Here is a 24,253-nt window from a genome sequence, read left to right on the forward strand (position 1 = left end):
GGCCTCAGCCCTCGGTGGCCGGCGAGCGCGGAAACGCGATCACCGCGCCGAGACTGATCAGCGCGACCGCCACCATGTACAGCGACACCGAAAACGACGTGCCGGTCGACGTCTGCAGCGCGGTCGCGATCAGCGGCGCGAACCCGCCGCCCAGCACCGCGCCCACGGCGTAGGCGAAGGAAGCGCCGCTGTAGCGGTAGCGCGGTTCGAACAGCTCCGCGAACAACGCCGACTGCGGCCCGTAGGTCGCGCCCAGGCCGAGGTTCAGCACGACCACCGCGACCCCGAGCAGCCACGGCTGGCGCGTGTCGACCAGCAGGAAGAACGGGATCGACCACACGACGAGCAGTACCGAACCCACGAGGTACACCCGTTTTCGCCCGACGCGGTCCGACCAGATCGCGCCGGCGATGATGCTCACGAGCCACACGGCACTGCCGACGATGATCTCCACCAGCATCGTGGTGCTGCTCAGCTTGAGCACGGAAGTGCCGTAGGACAACAGGTACGCGAAGAACACGTAGCCCAGCGCGGTGTTGGCGATGAAGCTCAGCGCCGCCACGGTCACCTCACGCGGGCGCCGGCGCAGCACGTCGACGATCGGCACGCGGCTGCGTTCCCCGGTCTCCCGCAGCCGCGCGAACACCGGGCTTTCGGCCACCCGCAGCCGGATCACCAGGCCCACGACCACCAGCACGAGGCTGACCAGGAACGGCACGCGCCAGCCCCACGACCGGAAGTCCTCGGGCGACAGCGAGCTCGTCACCGCGAAGAACACCAGCTGCGCGATGATCAGCCCGGCGGGCACGCCGATCTGGGAGAACGAGCCGTAGCGCCCCCGCCGGCCCGCGGGGGCGTGCTCGACGGCCATGAGCGCCGCGCCGCCCCACTCGCCGCCGGCCGAGATGCCCTGCAGCACGCGCAGCACCACCAGCAGCACGGGCGCGAGCACGCCGGCCTGCGCGAACGTGGGCAGTACCCCGACCGCGGCCGTCGCGAGCCCCATCAGGACGAGCGACGCGACCAGCATCGCCTTCCGCCCGACCCGGTCGCCGAAGTGGCCCCACACGATCCCGCCCAGCGGCCGCGCGACGAAGCCCACGCCGAGCGTCGCGAACGCCGCCAGCGTGCCCGTCGCCGGCGAGAGCGAGGGGAAGAACAGCTTGTTGAACACCAGCGCGGTGGCGGTGCTGTAGATGAAGTAGTCGTACCACTCGATCGTCGTGCCGATCGCGCTCGCCACCGCGACGCGGCGCACCTGCTCGCCGCGCACCAGGACCTGCTCAGCCATCCCGTCCTCTCCCCCGTTGATCAACGCGGCGAGCATAGTCCGCGCAGGTCCAGGGGAAACGGCCAATCCTCGCCCGGGTGCCCGCCCGTCCCGTCAGTTCTTCCCGATCCGCACCAGCGAGCCCAGCGAGGCATCCGGCAGGTACGCGCGGGCGAGCGCGACGCCGATCCGCGGCAGGTCGGCCTCCTCGCGGTAGGACAGGTACATCGGCACGTAGCGGGGCTTGAACTTCGTCTTGAACGCGTGCAGCGAGCGGAACCCGTAGTAGGGCTCCATCGCGCCGCCGAAGGAGTCCAGGAGACGTTCGAGCGGCGCGGCGGGCGGGGCCTCCGGCGCGCGGGCGAGCGGGGCGCCGGACAGCGAGACGAACTTCGCGCCCTCGGCGCGGAACGCCTGGCAGGACGAGGCGATGAGGAACTCCACCACGGGCCGGAACCCGTCGCCGCGGCGGCGCATCACGTCGAGCGTCCAGCCGTCGACCCGCCCGTCGCCCCCGTACACGGGCAGCCACGACGTGACGCCCTGGACCACACCGTCCGCGTCCACGGCCAGGCCGACGCGCACACGCGGGTCCAGCGCCTCGTCCACGCCGCCGAGGGTGAAGCCCATCTCGGGCATCCCCTTGTCCCCCACCCACTCCTCGGAGATCGCGCGGACCTGCGCGACGAGCGACCACGGTTCGTCGGCCAGCGTCACCAGGCGAAAGGCGACGCCCTCCTTCACCGCGCGGTTGAGCGCCGAGCGCACGTTCTGCCACGCCTTCCCGCGGAACTCCAGGTCTTCGAGGTCGACGAGGGTGTCCTCGGCGACCTGCACGCGCGCCCAGCCGAGCGAGTCCGTGACGGCGGTCGTCTCCTCGGTGACCGAGAACAGGCACGGCACCAGCCCCGAGGTGTCGCACAGCTCCGCGAACGCCCTGATCGTGCCCGCGGTGTCGGGGCCGATCGGGTCGCCGAGGGCGATGGCCACGCCGGCGTGGCGGCGGTAGGCGAGGTAGGACTCGCCGTCGGGGTCGAAGAAGTGGGAGTTCTCGGGCCAGAGGGTCATCCAGGACAGCGTGCCGCCGCCGTGGCGTTGCAGCAGTTCGGTGGCGCCGTCGACGTCGCGGGAGCCGAGCGCGCGGCGCCGCTTCCTTCGCGAGGGCACGCGGAACGCCCCGCGCGCCGCGATGAGCAGCGTCAGCATGGCGCCCCAGAGCACGGCGTCGGCGATGAGGAACGACGCGTTCTCGATCGTGTAGGCCAGGCCGAAGATCTCCGCGACGACCACGATCACGGCGATCACGACGCCGAGCGCCACGATCAGCGAGGCGAGCCCGACCGCCCACCGCCACGCCGCGCGTTTGCCGCGCCGCAGCCCGTTGATCATCAGCGCGATCACCACGAGCACGATGGCCAGCTCCGGCACCGAGTCGGCCTGGCCCGCCGTGGAGCCGAGCGGGCTGACACCGGGCGCGACGCGCACCACGATCTGCACCGCGCCCGCGATGACGAGGCCGGTAACGGCGAGCAGCCGCCACTCCCGCCGGGTCGGGCGGCCGGTGGAGCGGAGGCGTTTCGGGCCGGCGAGGCGGCGCGCGAGCGGCAGCGTGAGGCCGACGGCGAGCAGGTGTTCCAGATCGGCGAGCGTGCCGATGTAGAGGATGGACACCCCGACGTAGACACACAGCAGCGCACGCAACCGCAGCCGCCACGGCGAGCGGATGGTCGCGCTGACCACCGCGACCGTGGCGAGCGCACCCGCGGAGAACCCGACGTCGGTACGGCCGGCGAGCTGCGTCGCCCATTCCCAGCCGGCGCCGCGCAGCGCGAGCAGGATCAGCGAAGCTCCGAGGGTGGCGGCCAGCTGCGCGCCGACGGCGATCGCGGCGGTCCGGCGCGTGCCCAGCCGCGCCTCGGCCGGGCCGACGAGCAGGGCGAACCCGCCGGCCACGGGAAGGTAGAACAGCGGGGTCAGCGCGAAGAACGGGCCGATGAGGAACGTCCACCAGCGGCCGTCGAGGAGCGAGGGCAGGCCGTAGGACACCTGCGGGAACCACTCGCGCGTCTCGACGGCGCTCCACAGCGTGCCCGTCGCCAGGCCGAGCGCGACCATGGCCACGACGACGGCCGTGGTGAACGGCGCGCGCCGCCACAGCACCAGCGCGATCGACCGTGCGCGGGTGAGGAACTCGGGGGTCTTCGCGTGTTCGGCGGTCGCGGTGTGTTCTGCCATGGTGGCCGGCCCGGTCCGCGGTCTCAGTACGGCGGTGGGGTCGGTGTGGTCGGCTCCGGCGCCCGGCTGCGGGGCCGGCCCAGGGCGAGTGCGACGACGGCCGCCACTACCAGGACCAGCCCGCCGATCAAGAACCCGAGCGCGTAGCCGAACAGGCCCGGCAGGTTCAGGTCGACGCCGAGGCGGGAGTCCACGCCGGGGGTGCCGTCGGCGTTCATCACGACCGCGCGGTAGTCGCCGTCGGTGATCGGCCAGGTCACGTCGGTCGCTCCGGAGGCGACCCAGAACGGCTGGGTGGCCGGCGGGGCCGCCAGCGCCGTGCCGTCGCGGCGCACGGCGTCGAGCGCGAACGGGTCGAGGTCGAAGTTGCGCGCCTGCTCGATCGCGACGCCGGTGAGGTAGCGGTCGACGTCCGCGGCGGGCCCGATGCCGATGAACAGGCCGGACGAGTTGCCGCCCGTCGCGTGGACGCTCACCGACGGCGAGCCCAGCGCGCGGGTGAGCCGGCCGGTGTCGGTGATCTGCGCCGTGTCGGTGACGATCGCCGCGGTCGGGGTCGTCACGTCGTGCTCCCCCGACTTCAGCGACCCGCCGGAGCCGAACACGAGCAGCAGGACGCCGCCCCCGATGGCCAGGCACACGCCGATCACGAGCGCGACCACCGCGATGACGATCACCGCGATCCGCGCGGGACTGCGGCGCGGCGGATAGGTGGCAGTCATCGGCGCCTCCCCGGCTCGAAGACAGGTCCCGGCAGACGAGCCCCGGCCGCACCGGCCCTCGGGTGTCCATTGTGGTCGGTGGGTGACCAGGACGGGCCGCGCGACGGAAACTCACCCGTCGGGCTCGCTGCGCGCCAGTTCCCCGCACGACGCGCCCCCGGGCTTCGTGGGGCACGCCACGGCCCGGCGACCGGGAAGCGTCGTCGCAGCATGAATCGGATGGTAACCCCGCTTTCGGGCACCTCCGGCCGGCTCGGCCGCCGGTACGTCGCGGGTCCGCCGACCGGCCCGGCGGGACCGGGCTCCTCTCGAGCGGCCGCGGACGGGCATCGCGCAAGTCGGCGTCCTTGCCGTCTTCGCGAGGCTCGTTCTGCTGCCGGGGGTGCCGGTGCGTCGATGAGCCGCCCTGAGCCGGATAGGCGCCGCCCGGGAATTCTCTTGCGGTGCACCGATTCGACGGTGCGCCCAGTCCTCGGCCACCCGGGCCTGCTCGGCGCCCGGGCCACGCGATGACGACCCCTGGCATGCGCTGACCGCGCTCTCCCCCACCACGGTGATTGCACCGGGCTTCTCGACGAGCCTCGATGGGGCGCGGCCGCGGTGTTGCTGACGAAGCCTTCCGATGATCGGCTGCCGGCTGTGAAAAGTGCATCCGCAACCGGGTGCGTCAACGCCGGCCGATCGTCGTGCGGCAGCCCTGCGCACGTCCTGCTTGCGCAGCGGGACGGCGAGTGACCTGCGCTTCCGGCCGAGACCCCTTGCGCCGCCCGTGACGAGGGCCGTGGTTGTTTCCTGTCAGCCGTCGGTCTTGTGCAGCTTCAGCAAGCGGCCGGTGACGGGGTTCGCCATCGCCCGCAGGTACGCCCGCGCCACCTCGGCCGCCCGCACGGGTGTGAAACCGGGGAAATACGGCTGGTAGGCCGTGGACTCCGTGAGGACCGTCGGGCTGACGCAGTTGTTGCGCACGCCCCGCGGCAGCTCCGTCGCCGCGGCCTTGACGAACCCTCGACCAGGTGGTTCACCGCGGCGCCGATCGTCGCCGCCGGCGTCACCTCGTCGGTCAGCACCCCCGACACGAGCGTGAACGCCCCCCCGTCCGCGATGCACGGCAGCGCCGCCCGCACCACGTGGACCTGCCCCATCCCCTTCGACGCCAAGGAGCTCGCCCACTGCTCGTCCGTGGTCTGCTCCAACGGCGCCGGGAACACGTCGCCGGCCGCGTTGGCCACCGCGTCGAACCCCCCGAGCTTCGCGAACTACCCCCGCAAGCTCCCGATGTCGGTGATGTCGGCCTGGTAGCCCCCGGACCCTCCTGCCGACGGTCACGACTTCGTGGCCGTGCTCCGCCACCAGCTCGCTCACCGCGGCCCCGATGGTCCCGGTGCCGATCACGACTGCTTTCACTGTGCTCCGACTGTCATTGGCTGCCTCTTGTGTCATTGACTGACAAGTTCAGGATGGCCACGCCGCTGGGCGGTTCGTCCACCGCACGAAGGCCCGACTGCAAAAAAAAGCCGGCAGCGATCGCCTCGGCTTCTGGCACGATCGCGGCATGACCGCCGCTCACGACCCGTCTGCGTCGCTGCGACTCCTGATCGGCCGCAAGGTCAGCGCGGTCAGCTTCGTCCGCGACTACGTCGAACTGCACTTCGACGGACCCGTGTTGCGAGCGCTGACGAACCCGTTCGGACTGTACGGCTGCCGCGCATGGCGCTTCCCCGAAGGACAGTCGCAGGTCGTCATGCGCGCTTTCGTCGGGGTGGTGATCGACGGCTGCGAAGTGATCCCCGGCCGCTACCTCGCGCTCGACTCCGGCGAGCATCGCTTCGCCGTCCCGCTGGACGACGAGTCCCGCATCGGCCCCGAAGCAGCCCATCTCGTCGGCGTCGACGAAAACGGTCAGCCCGACCCGCGACTGCTTTCGGTCTGGTAGCGCGAAAATCGTCGACCACCTGACCGCCGCCGACCGCGTCTCGTCGGCCGCCGGGACATCCCGCTGCCCCGCACAGAGCCGAGCGCGGCTCCCGGTCGCAACGTGGTCGAGTCGCGCTCGCGCACTACCTCGACGGAACTTCCACCTCACCCGGTACCCGATCCGGCCGCAACCCCCGCCAAGCCGTGTGCCGGAGGCGCTGGTCGCCCGGGGTCAGGCGGCGGTACACGACCTCGCCGACCAGCGAAGGGGCCAGCCAATGCGCCCCGCGGGCCCGATCGCGGGGTACCTCGTTGGCGAACGGGTTCACCGACCGTTCCAAGGGCGCCAGGGTTTCCCGCAGATCCACGAGCATCTGCTCCGTGAAGCCCGTCCCGACGTCACCCAGGTAGAGAAGATCGCCGGAAGCAGGATCGTGCGCACCCAGCAGCAGCGCACCGAGCGTGGAAGCACGACGCCCCTGGCCCGGCCGCCAACCGCCGAGCACGACCTCCGTGGTCCGGATCAGCGGGTGCTTCAGCCACTCCGGACTCCGCCGCCCCGGGTGGTACTTCGAGGCCCGCGCCTTGACCACCAGGCCTTCGAGCATCGTCTTCTGCGCCACGTCCAGCAGGTCCTGCGGCGACATCCCCTGCGCCGACAAGTCCGTGTGGGAGTACGACGGGGTGATGGCCGCCAGGCGACGGTCCGGCGGCTCGAGCGCCTCGAGGACACCCCGGCGTTCGTCGTACGTGGCGTCCAGCAGTGAGTCGCCGCCGAGCAGGAGCACGTCGAACACGAAGTACGACACGGAACGCGCGGAGGTGTCGTGGTTCTGCAGCAGCCCGAAGTCGGGGTGCCCCTGCTCGTCGAGAGCCACGATCTCGCCGTCGAGCACCGCGGGCCGCCCGCCCAACGCGTCGCCGAACACGCCCAGCAGCTCCGGGAAGCGGCCGGTGAAGTCGTTGTTGTTGCGGCTCGTCAGCACGGTGGTGCCGTCGGGGGCGACGCGCATGATGGAGCGGTAGCCGTCCCACTTGAACTCGTAGGCGTAGTCGGGGCCGTCGCGCAGGAGGCCGCCGTCGGGGGTCGCGAGCATCGGCTCGATCGGGGCCGGCACGCGCGACCGCTCAGCACCGCCTGCCATGCCGGCCTCCCGCCTCGGACGTCCCGCTCGCCCCACCGTAGGGCGAAGCGAGCGGAAACGTCCACAGTGGTCACCCGCCGTGGGTGCTGCCGCTCTGGTAGTCGGTGTAGGTGTAGGGGTTGTCGAGGACCTTCGCCGCGGGGACGTCGGGGTTCATCCCCTGCTCCCAGGCCTCGTCGCCCAGCTGCGCGCGCAGGTGTTCGACCGTCGCGTCCACCGTGCGGCGCACCGCCGCGAGGTCGACGTCCACGAGGCGGCCGTCGCGCTTCACGATGCGGCCGTCGACCAGCACGGTGTGCACGTCGCCGCGCTGGGCCTGGAACGCGATGTGGCCGTGCGGGTTGAGCAACGGGAACGACACGGGCGAGTGATCGTTTTTCACCAGCACGAGGTCGGCCTTCTTGCCGACCTCGACGCTGCCCAGCTCCGCCTCGCGCCCGAGGGCCCGGGCGCCGCCGCGGGTGGCCCACTCCACGACCTGGTCGGCGCGCAGCGCGGCGTGCGTGACGGTGTCGCCCTTCGCGTGCGCCTCCAGGTGCTCGCGGGACCGGTCGGCGCCCAGCGTGGTGCGCATGGCGGAGAACAGGTCGCCGCTCCACCACACCGACGTGTCCATCGACAGCGACACCGGGATGCCGTGCGAGCGCAGCGCCCAGGTGGGCGGGTAGCCCTGGCCCGCGCTCTGCTCGCTCTCGGTGGACACCGACACCGAACCGCCCGTCGCGGCGATCCGGTGGTACGAGTCGGCCGAGAGCGAGGCGCCGTGCACGTAGATCGTCTCGGGCGTCATGAAGCCGTGGTCGTGCATGAGACGGATGCCGTCGTCGCCGGTCGCGCCCCACACGCCCGCGTGCGTGGTCACGGGGACGCCGAGCTCGCGCGCGACCTCGAACGCCGGCTTCTCCGGGAACGCCGGGTCGCCGGTCACGTCGAACGCGAGCTGGAGGCCGAGCATGGGGTCGCCGGTCATGCGGCGCGCGACGAACTCGCGGAACTCGGGCGCCGCGGTCCAGTGCGCCGGCGCGTCCTGGATGTTGCCGTACGCCAGCACGAACCGGCCCGGCACCGCCTGCAGCGCGTCCACGGCCGCGTCGGCGTGCTCGGTCGTCTGCAGCCCGTGCGACCAGTCCACTGTGGTCGTCACGCCGGCGTCGAGCGCCTCCCAGGCGGACAGCAGGTTGCCCGCGTGGACGTCGGCCGGGCGGAAGGTCTTGCCGTGCTCCAGGTAGTACCAGACGAAGTACTGCGTCAGCGTCCAGTCGGCGCCGTAGCCGCGCATCGCCGTCTGCCACATGTGCCGGTGCGTGTCGATCATGCCCGGCATCACGATGCCGCCGGTCGCGTCGATCTCCACGGTGCCTTCGGGCACGGCCAGGTCCGGGCCGACGGCGGTGATCGTGTCGCCGGTGACCAGCACGTCGTGCCCGGGCAGCACGCGGCGGGTGGCGTCGACGGTCAGCACGGTCCCGCCGCGCAGGACGACCGGCCGGCCGGTGGGCTCGCTCATGGCTGCCTCTCTTCCACGCCGGAGCCCCACGGACCCCCGACGCGTACAATCGTCCGCTTGACGGACAACCAGTGGGGTGCAGACACTTTTGCGCACTGTGGAGCCGCTGTCAATGCCCGGCCGGGCCCCGGCGCCGCGCGAGGCCGGACGACGCTGTCCGTCTCGCGGACAGCGAGCGGATACGCTTCGCGGGACGCAGTGCCCGCCAGGCCGTGAGGAGGTCGTGCCATGCCACGAGAGGGAACCGGTCCGGACTTCATCGAGGCGCTCGCCCGCGGGCTCGAAGTGATCGCCGCCTTCCGGCCCCACCAGCCGGTGATGACGCTCGCCGAGGTCGCGACCGCCACGAAGCTGGCCCGCCCCACCGCGCGGCGGATCCTGCTGACACTGGAAGAACTCGGCTACGTGCGCGCGGCCGAGCGCGGTTACGCCCTCACGCCGCGCGTGCTCGAGCTCGGCGTCGCCTACGTGCGGTCGATGGGCCTGTGGGACGTCGCGCGCCCGCACCTGGAGAAGCTCGTGGCGCAGACGAACGAGTCCTGTTCGATCGCGCAGCTCGACGGCTCCGACATCGTCTACGTGGCCCGGGTTTCGGTGCCCAAGATCGTGTCGCTGGCCGTGCAGATCGGCACCCGGTTCCCGGCGCTGCCGACATCGCTGGGCAAAGTCCTGCTTGCGGCACTGTCGCCCGAGGAGCTCGAGACCACCCTTGCCGAGCCGACCCGTTCCGGGCTCGTGCCGCGCTGGCAACCCGGTCGCGCCGAACGCGACGCCGAGCTGCGCGAGGTGCGCGCCCGCGGCTGGGCGCTGACCGACGAGCAGCTCACCCTCGGGATCCGCTCGGTCGCGGCGCCCCTGCGCGACGGAGCCGGCCGCGTGGTCGCCAGCGTGAACGTCAACTGCCACGCCGCCGAGACCCCGGTCGACCGCCTGATCGGTCACCACCTGCCACTGCTGCTGCAGGCCGCGGGCAACATCAGCGCGGATTTCGCGCGTCTGCAGGACGTCCCGCACGTCGCCGCGCCGGCCGTGTCCTGACCCACGCTTGACCGACGCGCCGCACTGGCGCAGACTCTCGGTTGTACGACTTGGACGGACAGTGGTCCGCCTGACGGACACGAAGAGAGGCGAAGCATGGAAGACTCCCCGGCGGGAGCGGGCACCGGACCGCTGTCGGGGCTGCTGGTGGCGGACTTCTCCCGGGTGCTGGCCGGCCCGTACGCCACGATGCTGCTCGCCGACCTCGGCGCCGAAGTCGTGAAGGTCGAGGGCCCGCAGGGCGACGAGACGCGCACCTGGATGCCGCCGGTCCGCGGCGAGACCTCCACCTACTACCTCGGCGTGAACCGCGGCAAGCGCTCCATCGCCCTCGACCTGCGCGACGAAGCCGACGCGGCGCTCGGGCGCGAGCTCGCCGCCCGCGCCGACGTGCTCATCGAGAACTTCAAGCCCGGCGGCCTCGCCAAGTACGGCCTCGACTACGAGACCGTCCGCGCCCTCAACCCCGGCCTCGTCTACGCGTCGATCACCGGCTTCGGCTCCGGCGCGGGCAGCCACGTGCCCGGCTACGACCTCATGGTGCAGGCGATCTCCGGCCTGATGAGCCTCACCGGCGACCCCGCCGGGCCGCCCTACCGCGCCGGCATCTCCGTGTTCGACGTGATGGCCGGCAACCACGCCGTGATCGGCATCCTCGCCGCGCTGCGCCACCGCGACGCGACCGGCGCCGGCCAGCTCGTGGAGGTCAACCTGCTGTCCTCGGCGCTCACCGGGCTGGTGAACCACAGCTCCGCCCACGTCGCGGGCGGCGTCGTCCCCTACCGGATGGGCAACGCGCACCCCAGCGTCTTCCCGTACGAGCCGCTGCCGACGGCCGACGACGACCTCATCGTCGCCGCGGCCAACGACGGCCAGTTCCGCAAGCTGTGCGACGTGCTCGCCATCCCCGAGATCGCCGAAGACCCGCGGTTCGCGCACAACGCCGACCGCACGCGCAACCGCGAGGAGCTGCGCCCGATCCTCGTCGAGCGCCTGGCCTCCCGCGGCGCCGTCGACTGGTTCGAGGCCCTCACGGCGGTGGGCGTGCCGTGCGGCCCGATCTCCACGATCGACGGCGGCTTCGCGATGGCCGAACGGTTCGGGCTCGATCCCGTGGTCGAGGTCGGCGAGGGCGACCGCGCGGTGCCCACCACCCGCCACCCGCTGCGGCTCTCGGCGACCCCGGCGTCCTACCGGCTGCCGCCGCCCGAGCTCGACGAGCACGGCGCCGAGCTGCGCGCCTGGCTGGGCGCGCCACGCAGTGGTCTCCCCGGAAAGGACGATCTCGCAGGAAAGGACACCGAGTGAACGAGCCGGTGTACGAGACCGCGCTCGGAGCGTCGTCGCTCGACAAGATCACCCTGCTCGGCCAGGACCTCGCGCAGGACGTGATGGGCAAGGTCGGTTTCGGCGAGCTGTCCTTCTGGCTCGCGACGCAGCGCCGGCCGACGCCGGGCGAGACCCGCGTGTTCGAGGCCGTGCTGGCGGCGCTGGCCGACCACGGCTTCACCCCGACCGCGATCGTCACGCGGCTGACCTACCTGTCCGCGCCCGACTCGATCCAGGGCGCGCTCGCCGCCGGCCTGCTCGGCGGTGGCTCGCGCTTCCTCGGCGTCACCGAGGACTGCGGCCGCTTCCTGCACGAAGTGCTCGCCTCCGCCGGCGACCTCCCGACCGACGACGCCGGCTGGGACGCGCTCGCCCTCGAAACCGTGCGCACGAAACGGGAAGCGCGCGAGTTCGTCCCCGGGCTCGGCCACCACGTGCACAAGCAGGGCGACCCGCGCACGCCGCGCCTGCTGGAGATCGCCGCGGAGGAAGGGCTCGTCGGCCCGCACCTGGCACTGTTCACCGCGATCGGCCGCGTCCACCCGCAGGTGCTCGGCAAGACGCTGCCGCTCAACGGCGCGGGCGTCTGCGGCGCCGCGCTGGCCGACCTCGGGCTGCCGCTGGAGATGCTGCGCGGGTTCGCACTGCTCGCCCGCACGGCCGGGCTGATCGGCCAGCTCGCCGAGGAGCTGCGCCACCCCGTGGGGAACGACATCTTCCTCGCGGTGGATCTCAACAACCGGCCTGTCGAGCCGGACCCGTACACGCCCTGACCCCAGCGGAAACCGGCCGAGAAGAGGACGTCAATGGAGCTCGTCACCGAGGACAACATCACCGAGCTGGCCGAGCGGCGGTGGGCCACCGCGCACGACCCGCGCACGAAGGAGCTGATGACCGCGCTCGTGCGGCACCTGCACGACTTCGCGCGCGAAGTGCGGCTCACCGAACCGGAGTGGATGGCCGCGATCCAGTGGCTCACCCGGACGGGCCAGATCAGCGACGAGAAGCGCGAGGAGTTCATCCTCGCCTCCGACGTGCTCGGCCTGAGCATGCTCGTCGTGCAGATGAACCACGCCTTCGCGAAGGAAGCCACGCCGGCCACGGTGCTCGGCCCGTTCCACATCGACGGCTCCCCCGAGCTGGACTTCGGCGGCGACATGTCCGACGGCGTCGAGGGCACCCCGCTCTACGTCAGCGGCACCGTCCGTTCGCTCGACGGCTCCCCCGTCGCCGGCGCGCTGCTCGACGTGTGGCAGGCCGACGCCGACGGCGCCTACGAGTCGCAGCTGCCGGAGGTCGACGAGGCCCGGCTGCGCGCGAAGTACACCGCTCGCGCCGACGGCACCTACTGCGTCCGCACGATCGCCCCGAAGGGCTACTCGATCCCGATGGACGGCCCCGTCGGCGACCTGATCTCGCGCACCGACATCAGCCACTTCCGCCCGGCCCATGTCCATTTCCTCGTGAACGCCACCGGTCACGAACCGCTGATCACACACCTGTTCCAGGAAGGCGCCGAGTACCTCGACAGCGACGTCGTGTTCGGCACCAAGCAGGAGCTCGTGGTCACCTTCGAGCCCCGCGAGCCGGGCCCGACCCCCGACGGCGGCGAGTCGGCCGTGCCGTGGGTCGAGGCGCGGTACGACTTCGTCCTGCAGCCGGTCGGCTGACCTCGGCTCGTCGCGGGTTTGCCTGCCACACGGGCCGGGAAGACCTAGGCTCGTGCTGGAGACGGCCCCGCCCGGCCGCACCGCGACGAGGAGAAGGGACGACTGCGCCCATGGCAATCGCCACGATCAACCCCGCGACCGGCGAGACGGTCAGGACGTTCACCGAGCTGACCGAGGCCGAGGTCGCCGACCGGATCGGTGTCGCGCACGAGCGGTGGCACAACTACCGTCGCACGACCTTCGCCGAGCGCGCCGCGCTGCTGCACGCCACCGCCGACCTCCTCGAGAAGGAGGCCGACGACGTCGCGCGGATGATGACGACCGAGATGGGCAAGACGCTCGCCTCGGCCCGCGCGGAGGCGCTGAAGTCGGCCAAGGGCATGCGGTACTACGCCGACCACGCCGAGGAGTTCCTGGCCGACGAGCCGCTGCCGGACGCGTCGGTGGTCGGCGCGTCGCGCGCGCTCGGCCGCTACCGGCCACTCGGGGTGGTGCTGGCCGTGATGCCGTGGAACTTCCCGCTGTGGCAGGTGATGCGCTTCGCCGCGCCCGCGCTGATGGCGGGCAACGTCGGGCTGCTCAAGCACGCGTCCAACGTGCCGCAGTGCGCGCTGTACCTCGAAGACGTGTTCCGCCGCGGCGGATTCGCGGAAGGCTGTTTCCAGACGCTGCTGGTCTCCTCGCGCCAGGTGGAGCCGATCCTGCGTGACAGCCGCGTCGCCGCCGCCACGCTCACCGGCAGCGAGCCCGCCGGGCGTTCGGTGGCCGCGATCTGCGGGGACGAGGTCAAGCACACCGTGCTGGAACTGGGCGGCAGCGACCCGTTCGTGGTCATGCCCTCGGCCGACCTCGACCGCGCGGCCGAGACCGCGGTGACGGCGCGGACACAGAACAACGGCCAGTCGTGCATCGCGGCCAAGCGGTTCATCGTGCACACCGACGTCTACGACGAGTTCGCCCGGAAGTTCGTGGCGCGGATGCGCGCGCTGACCGTCGGCGACCCGTTCGACGACACCACGCAGGTCGGGCCACTGGCCACGGAACAGGGCCGCACCGACGTCGAGGAACTGGTGGACGAGGCCGTTTCCGCGGGCGCCACCGTGCTGTGCGGCGGGCAGCGGCCGGAGGGCCCGGGCTGGTTCTACCCGCCGACGGTGATCACCGACATCACGCGCGAAATGCGCATCTTCACCGAAGAGGTGTTCGGCCCGGTCGCCTCGCTCTACCGCGTCGCGGACCTCGACGAGGCGCTGGAGATCGCGAACGCGACGTCGTTCGGGCTCGGGTCCAACGCGTGGACCGAGGACCCCGGCGAGATCGAGCGGTTCATCGACGACCTCGACGCCGGGCAGGTGTTCGTCAACGGCATGACGGTGTCGTACCCGGAGCTGCCCTTCGGCGGCGTGAAGCGCTCGGGGTACGGCCGCGAGCTGTCGTCGCACGGGATTCGTGAGTTCTGCAACCTCAAGACGGTCTGGGTCGGCTGACGCGCGGCGGCCCGGGCGTCAGAGCACGCCCGGGTACGCCCCGCCGTCGATGAGCAGGCTCTGGCCGGTGACGAACCCGGCCTGCGCCGAGCACAGGTAGGCGCACGCCGCGCCGAACTCCGCGGGCTCGCCGAACCGGCGGGCGGGGATCGACGCGCGCTGCCCGTCCGCGACGACTTCCGGCGTCACGCCCGCGTTCGCGGCCGCCGCTTCCTGGCCCGAACGCAGACGGCGGGTGTCGAACGAGCCGGGCAGCAGGAAGTTGATCGTCACGTTGGCGTGGGCCACGGACCGGGCGACGCCGGCGAGGAATCCGGTGAGGCCCGCCCGCGCGCCGCTGGAGAGGTCGAGCCCGGCGAGCGGCATCTTGACCGAGCCGGACGTGATGTTCACGATCCGGCCGAACCGGCGCGCCACCATGCCGTCGACGACCTGCTGTACCAGCCGGATCGGCGTGGCCATGTTGGCGCGCACGCCGGCGAACAGCGCTTCCTCGTCGACCTCGCGGAAGTCGCGGAACGGCGGGCCGCCGTTGTTGTTCACCAGGATGTCGACCGGTCCGGCGGCGGAGAGCAGCGCGGCCTGCACGGCGTGGTCGCCGAGGTCGCCCGCCACGGGCACCACGGTGGCGCCCGTCTCCGCGGCGACCTCACCGGCGGCGGCGCGCGTCGAGTCCTCCGAGCGTCCGTTGACGACGACGGTGCAGCCCGCCCGGGCGAGCTCCACCGCGCAGGCCCGCCCGAGGCCCTGGGTCGACGCGCACACCACGGCCGTGCGGCCGGCGATTCCGAGATCCACGAGCCCGCTCCCCTGTCGTAGCAACAGAAAATCCCCGGTGGACCTTACCCGGAGATCTCGCAGAGCACCTCGCCCTGGGCCCGGCTGTCGCCGACGGTCACCGCGAGCCCCGTGACCACGCCGGATTTGTGCGCCTTCACCGGGTTCTCCATCTTCATCGCCTCCACCACGGCGATGAGGTCGCCGGCCTCGACGGAGTCGCCTTCGGCCACGGCGAGCTTCACGACCGTGCCCTGCATCGGCGTGGTCACCGCGTCGCCGGACACGGCCGTCGCGCGCGGACGGAGCGCCACCGCCGCGGAAGCCGCGCGGATCTCGTCGGCCCGGGCGCCCACTTCGGACAGACCGGGCAGGGACACCCGCAGGGCGCGGCCGCCGACGGAGATCGACACCTTGCCGTCGTCGGCGGGCTCGGCCGAGTACTCCGGCAGGATGTCGGCGAAGTCCTCCTCGATCCAGCGCGTGTGGACGGTGAACCCGTCCTCGGCCGTGAACGCCGGGTCGCGCACCACGGCGCGGTGGAACGGCACCACGGTCGCGAGGCCCTCCACCTCCAGCTCGGCCAGCGCGCGGCGGCTGCGGGCCAGGGCCGTCGCGCGGTCGGGCCCGGAGACGATCAGCTTGGCCAGCATCGAGTCGAACTGCCCGCCCACGACACTGCCCGCCTCGACGCCGGAGTCCAGGCGGATGCCGGGGCCCTCTGGCACGTCGAAGCGGCGGACGGTGCCAGGCGTCGGGAGGAAGCCGCGGCCCGGGTCCTCGCCGTTGATGCGGAACTCGAACGCGTGCCCCCGCGGTTCGGGATCGGCCGGCGCCAGCCGCTCGCCACGCGCGATGCGGAACTGCTCCAGCACGAGGTCGAGGCCCGTCGTCTCCTCGGTCACGGGGTGCTCGACCTGCAGACGCGTGTTGACCTCCAGGAACGAGATCGTGCCGTCGGTGCCGACGAGGTACTCGACGGTGCCCGCGCCGAGGTATCCCGCCGCCGCGCAGATCTGCTTGGCGGAGGAGTGGATCAGCTCGCGCTGCGCGTCGCTCAGGAAGGGAGCCGGGGCCTCCTCCACGAGCTTCTGGTGGCGGCGCTGCAACGAGCAGTCGCGAGTGCCGGCCACGACCACGGTGCCGTGCGCGTCGGCGAGCACCTGCGCCTCGACGTGGCGCGGGTGGTCGAGGTAGCGCTCGACGAAACACTCGCCACGGCCGAACGCCGCGACGGCTTCACGGGTGGCGGAGTCGAACAGCTCGGGGATCTCCTCGAGCGTCCGGGCGACCTTGAGCCCGCGGCCCCCGCCGCCGAACGCCGCCTTGATCGCCACCGGCAGCCCGTGCTCGCGCGCGAACGCCACGACCTCATCGGCCGACGCCACCGGCTCCTCGGTGCCCGGCACCAGCGGCGCACCGACGGACCGGGCGATCTTGCGTGCGGTCACCTTGTCGCCGAGATCGCGGATCGCCTGCGGACCCGGGCCGATCCACACCAGACCGGCGTCGAGCACGGCCTGGGCGAAGTCGGCGTTCTCGGAGAGGAACCCGTAGCCGGGGTGGACGGCGTCGGCGCCGCTGACCTTGGCGACGTCGAGGATCTTGTCGATGTCCAAATAGGACTCGGCGGCCGTGCTGCCGTGCAGCGCGTAGGCCTCGTCGGCGAGGCGGGTGTGCGGCGCCCGGGCGTCGGGATCGGCGTAGACGGCGACCGAAGCCAGCCCTGCGTCGCGAGCGGCACGGATCACGCGGACCGCGATCTCGCCCCGGTTCGCGACCAGGACCTTGGTGAACTCAGACACGGGACATCCCCCTCTCCCGGATCCCCGGGAGGACCTCGGTGGCGAACAGGTCGATCGCGCGGTCGTGATCCGCGCACGCGGGCGCGAAGATCACGCTCTCCGCACCCGCCTCGGCGAACTCCGCCAGCCGCTCACGCACGCGCGCCGGCGTGCCGAACAACAGGTACCGGTCGGCGTGGCCCTCGAAGTCCTGGCGGTAGGTCCCGCTCACGGCCGACACCACCTCACGCCGGGCCCGGTCGCCGTCGGTGTCCACACTGGACCACAGGTACACACCGCCGCGAATGTCCTCGGGCCGCCGCCCGTACCCCACGGCCAGCTCCCGCACCTGCGCCAGGCTGTCGCGCAGCCGGTCCGGCGTGACCAGGTAGGGCAGCCAGCCGTCACCGTGCCGCGCGGCCCGTCGCATCGCCGCGCGCCGCCGGCCACCGACCCACACCGGCGGCCGACGTTCGGGCACCGGCTGGAGCTCCTGATCCTCGATGGTCGTGAACTCGCCGTGGAACGTCACCGGGCCCCCGGCGAGCAGCCGGTCGAGCACCTCGAGGGCCTCGTCGGTCCGGCGGCCGCGCTCGGCCGGCGGGACGCCGACGGCCTCGAACTCGGGCGGATGCTCGCCACCCACGCCGACCCCCAGCTCGAACCGGCCGCGCGACACCGTCGCGAGCGTCGCCACGAGCTTCGCCGCCAGCGCCGCCGGATACACCGGCAAGATCGTGAGCGCGCTCATCAGCCCGAGTCGCTCGGTCGCCCCGGCCGCCGCGGCGAGCCCGACGAAGGCGTTGGTCATCGGCCCGTGGAAGAACACGTGCTCACCACAACAGAAGAAGTCGAACCCGGCTTCCTCGGCCCTGCGCGCGACCGCGGGGATCTCCCCCGGATCGCCCGCGGGCGGGAACATCAACCCGACGCGCATCACACCTCCCCCGGCACGCGCGCCAGCACCGTGCGCGCCATGCGGACGTGGACGTCGTCGACCATCTGGCCGTCGACCACCGCGACGCCGGAGTCGGCGGCGGCCAGGACGGCGCGCGCGTGGGCGACCTCGTCCGGGGCCGGGGTGAAGACCTCGTGGGCGAGCTCGACCTGGCGCGGGTGCACGCAGATCTTGCCGGTGTAGCCGATCGCCCGGCCCTGCTCGGCGTCGGTGCGGAACCGGTCGTCGTCACGGATCGAGACGACCGCCTGGTCCACAGTGGACACCCCGCACAGATGGGCGGCCAGCCGCACCTCGCTGCGGGCGTACAGGACCTCGTCCCCGCGGGTGGTGCGGACGCCGCCGATGTCCGCGATGTAGTCCTCCGCTCCGAAGTAGACGGAGTCGACCCCCGCGCGCAGCAGTTCCCGGCAGAACGCCACGCCGCGCACGGTCTCCAGCCCGGCGATCACCGGCACGTCCGCGCCGACCCGCGCCCGCACCGCCTCGATCTCCTCGGGCCGCTCGTACTTGGGCAGCACCACGCCGACGCCGCCCAGCGAAGCCACCGCGGCCAGGTCGTCCGCGAACCACGGCGACGTGATCGGGTTGACCCGCACCAGCACCGTCGTCGACGGCCCGGCGTCGAAGCCGGCCAGTGCGGCCACGGTCGTCGCCCGCGCTTCGGCCTTCTGCGCGGCCGGCACGGCGTCCTCGAGGTCGACCACGGCCGCGTCGGGGGCGATCGCCGGGATCTTGGCGATCATCGAGGCTTTCGAGCCCGGCATGAACAGCAGGCTGCGCGGAACCAGTCCGTCCGACATCAAAGCTCCCTCACACCGGGCTGATCAGGTGGTGGCGACGGTGCCCGGACCGTTCCCAGCTCCCGGCCGCGCGCAGCCGGCCCAGCAGCTCGGCCCGCAGCGCCTCCGGCTTCACCACCGTGTCGACGTGCAGCTCACCGGCCAGCCGCAGCAGCGTGAAGTCCGCCGCCTGCTCGGCCACGCGCGCCTGCACGAACGCCTCGCGCTCGGCCGGGTCCTCGATCGCCGCGATCTTGTTGGCGTACACCGCGTTCGCCGACGCCTCGGGCGACATCGTGCCGATCGTCGCGGTCGGCAGCGCGATCGTGGCCCGTGGTTCGAAGCCCGGCGCGCACATCGCGTAGAAGCCGGCCGCATACGCCTTGCGCAGCACCACGCTGAACTTCGGCACCTCGGCGCTCGCCATCGCCGCGACCATCTTCGCGCCGTGGCGGATGATCCCCTGCCGCTCCACCGCGACGCCGACCATGAAGCCCGGCACGTCCTGCAGGAACACCAGCGGCACGTTGTACGCGTCGCACATCGAGATGAACCGCGCGGCCTTGTCTGCCGAGTCCACGAAGATCGCGCCGCTGCGCACCGACGGCTGGTTCGCGACGAGCCCGACGGTCTGCCCGCCGAGACGCGCGAACCCCGTCACCATCTCCTCGGCCCAGGCGGACTTGATCTCGAAGAAGCTGCCGGCGTCCACCAGCCGCAGGATCACGTCGCGCACGTCGTAGGCCGCGTTGGGGTCCTCGGGGATCAGGCCCTCGGGCCAGTCCGGGATCTCCGGCGCCACGGCCTCGGCGCGGGCGGGCGCCGAACGCCAGTCGTCGGGCAGGTACGACAGCAGCAGCCGCGCCGCCGCGATCACCTGCCAGTCCTCGTCGAACACCTCGTCGCCGCAGCCGGAGACGGTGGCGTGCATGACCGCGCCGCCCATCTCCTCCAGCGTCGTGCGCTCGCCGGTGACCTTCTCCGCGACACGCGGCGAGGCCAGGTACATCGAGGCGTTGCCCGCGACCATGCCCACCCAGTCGGTGAACGCCGGCATGTACGCGCCACCCGCGGCCGAAGGCCCGTGCAGGCAGCAGATCTGCGGTACCCGCCCGGAAAGCTTCACCTGCAGCTGGAAGATCCGCGACGCCCCGCGCCGCCCGGAGAAGAAGCCGAGCTGGTCGGTGAGCCGCCCGCCGGCGGAGTCGACGAGGTAGAACACCGGCAGCAGGTCACGGTCGGCGCGCTCCAGGATGCGCACCTGCTTCTCGCACGTCAGCTCGCCCCACGACCCGGCCTTCACCGAGAAGTCGTGGGCGATCACGGCGACCGGCCGGCCCTCGACCGTGCCGACGCCGGTGAGCACTCCGTCGGCGGGCAGGCCGTCGCCCGACGCGTCGGCGAGCAGGCCGTCCTCCACCCAGCTTCCCGGGTCGAGCAGCAGCGCGATCCGTTCCCGCACCGGGAGCTTGTTCGGCCAGCGGCTCGCGTCGCCGCCCGCCAGCGCGGCCTCTTCGGCTTTCTCGAGCTCGGCCGTCACCTCGCTCATCGCGCCGCCTCCTCCGTGACCACCAGGGTCTTCAGCGACGCCGCGAGCACGGTTTCTCCACGCTGGTTGAGGATCCGGAACGCGGAGGTGACCACGCCCCGGCCGTCGCCGCGCGGGGTCAGCTCGGTGACCTCGGTCTCGACGTGGATCGTGTCGCCGACGCGCACCGGCGTGACGAACCGCAGCCGGTCGATGCCGTAGAACGCCTTCATCGCCTCGGGCCAGAACGTGACCAGGCCCAACGCGACCGACAGCGACAGCGCACCGTGGGCCACGCGCCCGCCGAACACCGGGTCGGCCCCGAAGTACTCGGCATCGGTGTGCGCCGGGTGCCAGTCGCCGGTGAACATGGCGAACTGCACGATGTCGGTCTCGGTGATCGTGCGGGCCCGGCTGACGTGGGTGTCCCCCACCTTGATCCGGTCGAAGTACTCGGTGATCACGCGGCATCCCCTTCCGGCCGGCGGTGCATCAGGCCCGTGCGCTTGGCCCGGCACACCAGTTCGCCGCGCTGGTTGTAGGCGCGGTGCTCGAACACGACGATCCCGGCGCGCGGGCGCGACTTCGACGCCCGGGCCTCGACGACCTCGCTCTCCACGCGGATCGTGTCGCCGGCGAACACCGGCTTCGGGAACTCGATGTCGGTCATCCCGAGCTGCGCCACGATCGTGCCCAGCGTGAGCTCGTACACCGAGAGCCCGACCACCAGCGCGATCGTGAACATGCTGTTCACCAGCGGCTTGCCGAACTCGGAGCGCGAGGCGTAGTCGGCGTCGAGGTGCATCGGCGCCGGGTTCATCGTCATGGTCGTGAACAGGACGTTGTCGGTCTCGGTCACGGTGCGCCGCGTCGCGTGCTGCACCACGGTGCCGACTTCCAGCTGTTCGAACCACCGGCCCGAGACCGGGCGATCGGTGTCTGTGCTCATGGTTTTACCTTTCCGTGCCGGGCCACCGGCGATCTTGAGTCAGAGACTGCCGAACCGCGGCGCTCTCCGCTCGGCGAACGCGGCCAGCCCCTCCCGCGCGGTCGGGCCGGCCAGGTGCGCGAGCAACGTCTCCCGCTCCGCGGTGATCGCGGCGGCGGGGTCGTCGGCGAGCGCCTTGCGGTGCAGGCGTTTCATGCCGCGCAACGCGTCCGGCGCGTGCCGGGCCAGGCGCGCGACGAGCGCTTCGACGGCGTCGTCGAGCTCGGCCGCGGGCACCGCGCTGCTCACGAGCCCGAAGCGCGCGGCGGTGGCGCCGTCGACGATTTCGCCGGTGTAGAGCAGCCTGCGGGCGATCGCCGGGGCGACGGCGTGGGTCAGGCGCACCGAGCCGCCGGCTCCGGGCAGCAGCCCGTACTCGAGGTGCCGGTCGCCGATCTGCGCGGTTTCGCTGACCACGGCGAGGTCGCAGGCGAGCATGATCTCGCAGCCGCCCGCCACCGCGTAGCCGTCGATCACGCAGACGGACACGAACGGCGCGGCTTCCAGCCGGTCGAGCGTCGCCCCGATCGAGGTGATGTACTCGCGCACCGCGCCCGGGTCGTCCAGCACCGACCGCAGGAACTTCAGCTCGGCGCCGGCCGACAACGTCCCGCCCCGCCCGCGCACCACGACCACCGAGCAGTCCCCGGCGGCGGTGATCGCCTGGTCCAGCCCGGAGATCACCTCGGGGCTGAGCGCGTTGCGCGTGGCCTCCCGGTCGATCGTGATCCGGCCGACGGGACCGTCCACACTGAACCCGACCGCCTCACTTCCTGATGACAATGCCCGCCGCCTCCCGGTCCCACAGCTCGCCGACGCGGTCCGCGGCGGCGGTCTTCAGCTTGTACTTCTCGATCTTCTCGCTCGGCGTCTTCGGCAGGCCGTCGATGAACTCCAGGTAGCGCGGCACCATGAAGTAGGGCATGCGCTCGTCGCAGAACGCGATGATCTCCTCGTAGGTGGCGCTCTCGCCCTCTTCGAGCACCACGTACACCATCAGGTCGTCTTCGCCCAGCTCGGAAGCCACCGGCACCGCGGCGGCCTCGAGGATCGCCGGGTGCTTGCAGACGATGGTCTCCACCTCGTAGGCGGAGATGTTCTCCCCACGGCGGCGGATGGCTTCCTTCTTGCGGTCGGAGAAGAACAGGTACCCGTCTTCGTCGACCCAGCCGCGGTCGCCCGTGTGGAACCACAGGTCGCGCGTGGCCCCGACCGTCGCGTCGGGCATCTTGTAGTACTCCAGCATGGTCATGCCGGGTTCGTTGGGGCGCAGGCGGATCTCGCCGACCTCGCCCACCGGCACGGCGCGGCCCTCGTCGTCCACGATCTGCACGCTCATGTCCGGGCGCACGCGCCCGGCCGAGGGCACCTTCTCCGGCGAGTCCTCGGGGCTGAACACGGTGACCGCGCAGTTCTCGGTCATGGCGTACACCGACGTCACGCGCGTGCCGTAGCGCTCGAGGAAACCCTGCGCCAGCTCCCGCGAGTTGGGCACCATCATGCAGATCCGCACCGAGTGGTCGCGGTCGCGCTCCGAGGGCGGCTGCTGCCAGATGATGTTCGCCATCGCGCCGAGGCAGTTGAACACCGTCGCCTTCGACTCGCGGATCTGCGACCAGAACCGGCTGGCCGAGAAGTGCGGGTAGAGCGCCACGGACGCTTCCGCCCACAGCGCGGCGTACACCGTGTACCAAAGCGCGTTGCCGTGGAAGACCGGCAGGCACGTGTAGAGCACGTCGTCCTGGCGGTAGGAGTTGAGCGACGCCATCTGGTGACCCACGGCGTGGCCCTGCGCCTGCGGGCAGATCGCGCCCTTCGACGGGCCCGTGGTGCCGGAGGTGTAGAGGATCAGGTGCGGGTCGTACCAGCGCACGGGTTCGGCGAGCTGCGGCGGTTCGGGCGAGGACTCACCGAGGTCGGCGAGGTCGTGCGTGGTCACCCCGTCGAGCGCGGCCAGCTGCGCCGGGTCGGAACCGAGCCCCAGCACCATGCGCACGGCCGGCACCTCGGGCAGCACGGCGGCGACGCGCGCGAGCAGGTCGCCGGCCACGCAGATCGCCGTGGAGTCGGACTGGTCGAGGAAGTAGCGCAGCAGCTCGCCCTTGGCGGCGGTGTTGAGCGGCACCGCCACGGCACCGAGCTTGCCCAGGCCCCAGAGCGTCCACAGGAACTCCGGGCCGTTGGGCATCATCATGGCCACGTGGTCGCCCCGCGACACGCCGAGCGCGGCGAACCCGTTGGCGTAGCGGTTGGTCATCTCGTCGAGGTCGCGGTAGGTGAAGGTGCGCCCCGCCCAGTGCAGGAACGGGCGGTCGCCGACGCGGGCGGCTTTGTCGGCGAGGATGTGCGCGGTGGTCCTCTGGTCGATCTCGTAGTAGCGCATCGTCGGGCTGCCTCCAAGTCTCGCCTCGGACGCTAACCGTACGGGCGCGATCGGTCAACAAACAGTTGTTGCACGTGGTCTGCCCATCGACTCGTCACTCGCCGTAGTGTCTAATGGGCGGGTGTCCGAACGAGCCACCGACTACGTCACGCCCATCGTCGAGATCGCCGCGAGCCTGTTCGCCCGCAAGGGCTATCACGGGACCTCGATGCGCGACATCGGCCGGGAGGTCGGCGTGCACGCCGGAAGTCTCTACGTGCACATCCAGAGCAAGGAGGACCTGCTCGAGGCGATCGTGCACAGCATCATGGAACGCTCCGAGCGCGACATGGAGGAGATCCTCGCCGCCGGCGGCACCGCCACCGAGCAGCTGCGCCAGGTCGCCGCGCGCGACCTCAAGCTCATCGGCGAGAACAAGGAGTTCGCCACCGTCTTCTTCCACGAATGGCGCAACCTCAGCGAGCCCCGCCAGCAAGCCGTGATCGCCAGCCGCGACCGCTGGGAAACCGGGCTGCGCCGCATCATCACGCGAGGCATCGAGTCCGGCGAGTTCCGCGAAGCCGACCCGCGCATCGCCGGCATCGCACTCACGAGCATCCTGAATTGGGCGTATGTCTGGTATTCGCCCGACGGGTCGCTCACCACGGACGAGCTCGCGGACCGTTTCGCCGACTTGTTGATCGAAGGCCTGCGCGCGCACTGAACCCGGCTGTGGCCACGGTCTCGCGCGGCGCGC

22 protein-coding genes and 1 pseudogene are annotated in these 24,253 nt (G+C 71.9%); 7 read left to right on the forward strand and 16 right to left on the reverse strand.

Annotated elements, in window-relative coordinates:
• Positions 1-4 precede the first annotated feature (4 nt).
• The 5 genes and pseudogenes from AB0K15_RS31905 to AB0K15_RS31925 all read right to left on the reverse strand — a co-directional run.
• Positions 5-1,291, reverse strand: a complete 1,287-nt coding sequence (locus AB0K15_RS31905; protein WP_364058757.1) for an MFS transporter — start codon at positions 1,289-1,291, stop codon at positions 5-7.
• Positions 1,292-1,384: 93 nt separating this feature from the next.
• Positions 1,385-3,505: a DUF2156 domain-containing protein gene (locus AB0K15_RS31910; RefSeq protein WP_364058760.1), complete on the reverse strand. Its 2,121-nt coding sequence runs from the start codon at positions 3,503-3,505 to the stop codon at positions 1,385-1,387.
• Positions 3,506-3,528: 23 nt separating this feature from the next.
• Complete coding sequence (locus AB0K15_RS31915) at positions 3,529-4,227, reverse strand: hypothetical protein (protein WP_364058763.1); 699 nt, start codon at positions 4,225-4,227, stop codon at positions 3,529-3,531.
• A gap of 795 nt (positions 4,228-5,022) precedes the next feature.
• Positions 5,023-5,193, reverse strand: coding sequence for a hypothetical protein (locus AB0K15_RS31920; protein ID WP_364059177.1), 171 nt, complete (start codon positions 5,191-5,193; stop codon positions 5,023-5,025).
• Between the two features lie 86 nt (positions 5,194-5,279).
• Positions 5,280-5,456, reverse strand: a pseudogene (locus AB0K15_RS31925) (short chain dehydrogenase); the annotation flags it as partial.
• 323 nt (positions 5,457-5,779) lie between these two features.
• Here AB0K15_RS31925 and AB0K15_RS31930 point away from each other — a divergent pair.
• Positions 5,780-6,160, forward strand: coding sequence for a hypothetical protein (locus AB0K15_RS31930; RefSeq protein WP_364058766.1), 381 nt, complete (start codon positions 5,780-5,782; stop codon positions 6,158-6,160).
• A gap of 124 nt (positions 6,161-6,284) precedes the next feature.
• Here the strand turns inward: AB0K15_RS31930 and ligD are convergent, their stop codons facing one another.
• On the reverse strand, positions 6,285-7,286 hold the full coding sequence (gene ligD, locus AB0K15_RS31935) for a non-homologous end-joining DNA ligase (RefSeq protein WP_364058769.1): 1,002 nt from the start codon (positions 7,284-7,286) through the stop codon (positions 6,285-6,287).
• 70 nt (positions 7,287-7,356) lie between these two features.
• Positions 7,357-8,793, reverse strand: coding sequence for an amidohydrolase family protein (locus tag AB0K15_RS31940; RefSeq protein ID WP_364058772.1), 1,437 nt, complete (start codon positions 8,791-8,793; stop codon positions 7,357-7,359).
• A gap of 228 nt (positions 8,794-9,021) precedes the next feature.
• On the opposite strand from AB0K15_RS31940, the gene AB0K15_RS31945 reads away from it, so the two are divergent.
• The 5 genes from AB0K15_RS31945 (at position 9,022) to AB0K15_RS31965 (ending at position 14,317) form a co-directional block, all read left to right on the forward strand.
• Positions 9,022-9,831 carry an IclR family transcriptional regulator C-terminal domain-containing protein gene (locus AB0K15_RS31945; protein WP_364058775.1) on the forward strand — a complete coding sequence of 270 codons (810 nt, stop codon included), beginning with the start codon at positions 9,022-9,024 and terminating at the stop codon, positions 9,829-9,831.
• A 96-nt stretch (positions 9,832-9,927) separates the two neighbouring features.
• Positions 9,928-11,139 carry a CoA transferase gene (locus AB0K15_RS31950; protein WP_364058778.1) on the forward strand — a complete coding sequence of 404 codons (1,212 nt, stop codon included), beginning with the start codon at positions 9,928-9,930 and terminating at the stop codon, positions 11,137-11,139.
• The gene (locus AB0K15_RS31955) at positions 11,136-11,933 is read left to right on the forward strand and encodes a citryl-CoA lyase (protein WP_364058781.1); all 798 of its coding nucleotides are present in this window, start codon (positions 11,136-11,138) and stop codon (positions 11,931-11,933) included. The genes AB0K15_RS31950 and AB0K15_RS31955 overlap by 4 nt, the downstream gene beginning before the upstream one ends.
• Positions 11,934-11,966: 33 nt before the next feature.
• On the forward strand, positions 11,967-12,830 hold the full coding sequence (locus AB0K15_RS31960) for a dioxygenase (protein ID WP_364058784.1): 864 nt from the start codon (positions 11,967-11,969) through the stop codon (positions 12,828-12,830).
• Positions 12,831-12,940: 110 nt separating this feature from the next.
• Positions 12,941-14,317, forward strand: coding sequence for an NADP-dependent succinic semialdehyde dehydrogenase (locus AB0K15_RS31965; RefSeq protein ID WP_364058787.1), 1,377 nt, complete (start codon positions 12,941-12,943; stop codon positions 14,315-14,317).
• An 18-nt stretch (positions 14,318-14,335) separates the two neighbouring features.
• On the opposite strand, the gene AB0K15_RS31970 is transcribed toward AB0K15_RS31965, so the two are convergent.
• The 9 genes from AB0K15_RS31970 to AB0K15_RS32010 are packed head-to-tail and all read right to left on the reverse strand — an operon-like array spanning position 14,336 to position 23,517.
• Positions 14,336-15,115, reverse strand: a complete 780-nt coding sequence (locus AB0K15_RS31970) for an SDR family NAD(P)-dependent oxidoreductase (protein WP_364058790.1) — start codon at positions 15,113-15,115, stop codon at positions 14,336-14,338.
• A gap of 44 nt (positions 15,116-15,159) precedes the next feature.
• Positions 15,160-16,899 carry a biotin carboxylase N-terminal domain-containing protein gene (locus tag AB0K15_RS31975; protein ID WP_364058793.1) on the reverse strand — a complete coding sequence of 580 codons (1,740 nt, stop codon included), beginning with the start codon at positions 16,897-16,899 and terminating at the stop codon, positions 15,160-15,162.
• Positions 16,892-17,815, reverse strand: a complete 924-nt coding sequence (locus tag AB0K15_RS31980) for an LLM class flavin-dependent oxidoreductase (RefSeq protein ID WP_364058796.1) — start codon at positions 17,813-17,815, stop codon at positions 16,892-16,894. The genes AB0K15_RS31975 and AB0K15_RS31980 overlap by 8 nt, the downstream gene beginning before the upstream one ends.
• A complete protein-coding gene (locus AB0K15_RS31985; RefSeq protein WP_364058799.1) occupies positions 17,815-18,639 on the reverse strand; it encodes a CoA ester lyase in 825 nt (274 codons plus the stop codon). The genes AB0K15_RS31980 and AB0K15_RS31985 overlap by 1 nt, the downstream gene beginning before the upstream one ends.
• A gap of 10 nt (positions 18,640-18,649) precedes the next feature.
• Positions 18,650-20,167: an acyl-CoA carboxylase subunit beta gene (locus AB0K15_RS31990; protein ID WP_364058802.1), complete on the reverse strand. Its 1,518-nt coding sequence runs from the start codon at positions 20,165-20,167 to the stop codon at positions 18,650-18,652.
• Entirely contained in the window at positions 20,164-20,610 is a 447-nt protein-coding gene (locus AB0K15_RS31995; protein WP_220241301.1) for a MaoC/PaaZ C-terminal domain-containing protein, read from the reverse strand. Before AB0K15_RS31995 ends, AB0K15_RS31990 begins: the two co-directional genes overlap by 4 nt.
• Positions 20,607-21,095 (reverse strand): MaoC family dehydratase, encoded by a 489-nt coding sequence (locus AB0K15_RS32000; protein ID WP_364058805.1) that lies wholly within the window; start codon positions 21,093-21,095, stop codon positions 20,607-20,609. Before AB0K15_RS32000 ends, AB0K15_RS31995 begins: the two co-directional genes overlap by 4 nt.
• A 39-nt stretch (positions 21,096-21,134) precedes the next feature.
• On the reverse strand, positions 21,135-21,884 hold the full coding sequence (locus AB0K15_RS32005) for an enoyl-CoA hydratase-related protein (RefSeq protein ID WP_364058808.1): 750 nt from the start codon (positions 21,882-21,884) through the stop codon (positions 21,135-21,137).
• Positions 21,885-21,900: 16 nt separating this feature from the next.
• On the reverse strand, positions 21,901-23,517 hold the full coding sequence (locus AB0K15_RS32010; RefSeq protein ID WP_364058811.1) for an ATP-dependent acyl-CoA ligase: 1,617 nt from the start codon (positions 23,515-23,517) through the stop codon (positions 21,901-21,903).
• Between the two features lie 121 nt (positions 23,518-23,638).
• Here AB0K15_RS32010 and AB0K15_RS32015 point away from each other — a divergent pair, with 121 nt between their 5' ends.
• Complete coding sequence (locus tag AB0K15_RS32015) at positions 23,639-24,220, forward strand: TetR/AcrR family transcriptional regulator (protein ID WP_364058814.1); 582 nt, start codon at positions 23,639-23,641, stop codon at positions 24,218-24,220.
• Positions 24,221-24,253 lie beyond the last annotated feature (33 nt).

Source organism: Amycolatopsis sp. NPDC049253 (assembly GCF_040678995.1).
Taxonomy (GTDB): Bacteria; Actinomycetota; Actinomycetes; order Mycobacteriales; family Pseudonocardiaceae; genus Amycolatopsis.

Bases quoted from the DNA above. Each gene is read 5' to 3' on its own strand.
- AB0K15_RS31905 (WP_364058757.1), bottom strand. From the start codon at position 1,291: ATGGCTGAGCAGGTCCTGGTGCGCGGCGAGCAGGTGCGCCGCGTCGCG.
- AB0K15_RS31910 (WP_364058760.1), bottom strand. From the start codon at position 3,505: ATGGCAGAACACACCGCGACCGCCGAACACGCGAAGACCCCCGAGTTC.
- AB0K15_RS31915 (WP_364058763.1), bottom strand. From the start codon at position 4,227: ATGACTGCCACCTATCCGCCGCGCCGCAGTCCCGCGCGGATCGCGGTG.
- AB0K15_RS31930 (WP_364058766.1), top strand. From the start codon at position 5,780: ATGACCGCCGCTCACGACCCGTCTGCGTCGCTGCGACTCCTGATCGGC.
- ligD (WP_364058769.1), bottom strand. From the start codon at position 7,286: ATGGCAGGCGGTGCTGAGCGGTCGCGCGTGCCGGCCCCGATCGAGCCG.
- AB0K15_RS31940 (WP_364058772.1), bottom strand. From the start codon at position 8,793: ATGAGCGAGCCCACCGGCCGGCCGGTCGTCCTGCGCGGCGGGACCGTG.
- AB0K15_RS31945 (WP_364058775.1), top strand. From the start codon at position 9,022: ATGCCACGAGAGGGAACCGGTCCGGACTTCATCGAGGCGCTCGCCCGC.
- AB0K15_RS31950 (WP_364058778.1), top strand. From the start codon at position 9,928: ATGGAAGACTCCCCGGCGGGAGCGGGCACCGGACCGCTGTCGGGGCTG.
- AB0K15_RS31960 (WP_364058784.1), top strand. From the start codon at position 11,967: ATGGAGCTCGTCACCGAGGACAACATCACCGAGCTGGCCGAGCGGCGG.
- AB0K15_RS31965 (WP_364058787.1), top strand. From the start codon at position 12,941: ATGGCAATCGCCACGATCAACCCCGCGACCGGCGAGACGGTCAGGACG.
- AB0K15_RS31980 (WP_364058796.1), bottom strand. From the start codon at position 17,815: ATGCGCGTCGGGTTGATGTTCCCGCCCGCGGGCGATCCGGGGGAGATC.
- AB0K15_RS31985 (WP_364058799.1), bottom strand. From the start codon at position 18,639: ATGTCGGACGGACTGGTTCCGCGCAGCCTGCTGTTCATGCCGGGCTCG.
- AB0K15_RS31990 (WP_364058802.1), bottom strand. From the start codon at position 20,167: ATGAGCGAGGTGACGGCCGAGCTCGAGAAAGCCGAAGAGGCCGCGCTG.
- AB0K15_RS32000 (WP_364058805.1), bottom strand. From the start codon at position 21,095: ATGAGCACAGACACCGATCGCCCGGTCTCGGGCCGGTGGTTCGAACAG.
- AB0K15_RS32010 (WP_364058811.1), bottom strand. From the start codon at position 23,517: ATGCGCTACTACGAGATCGACCAGAGGACCACCGCGCACATCCTCGCC.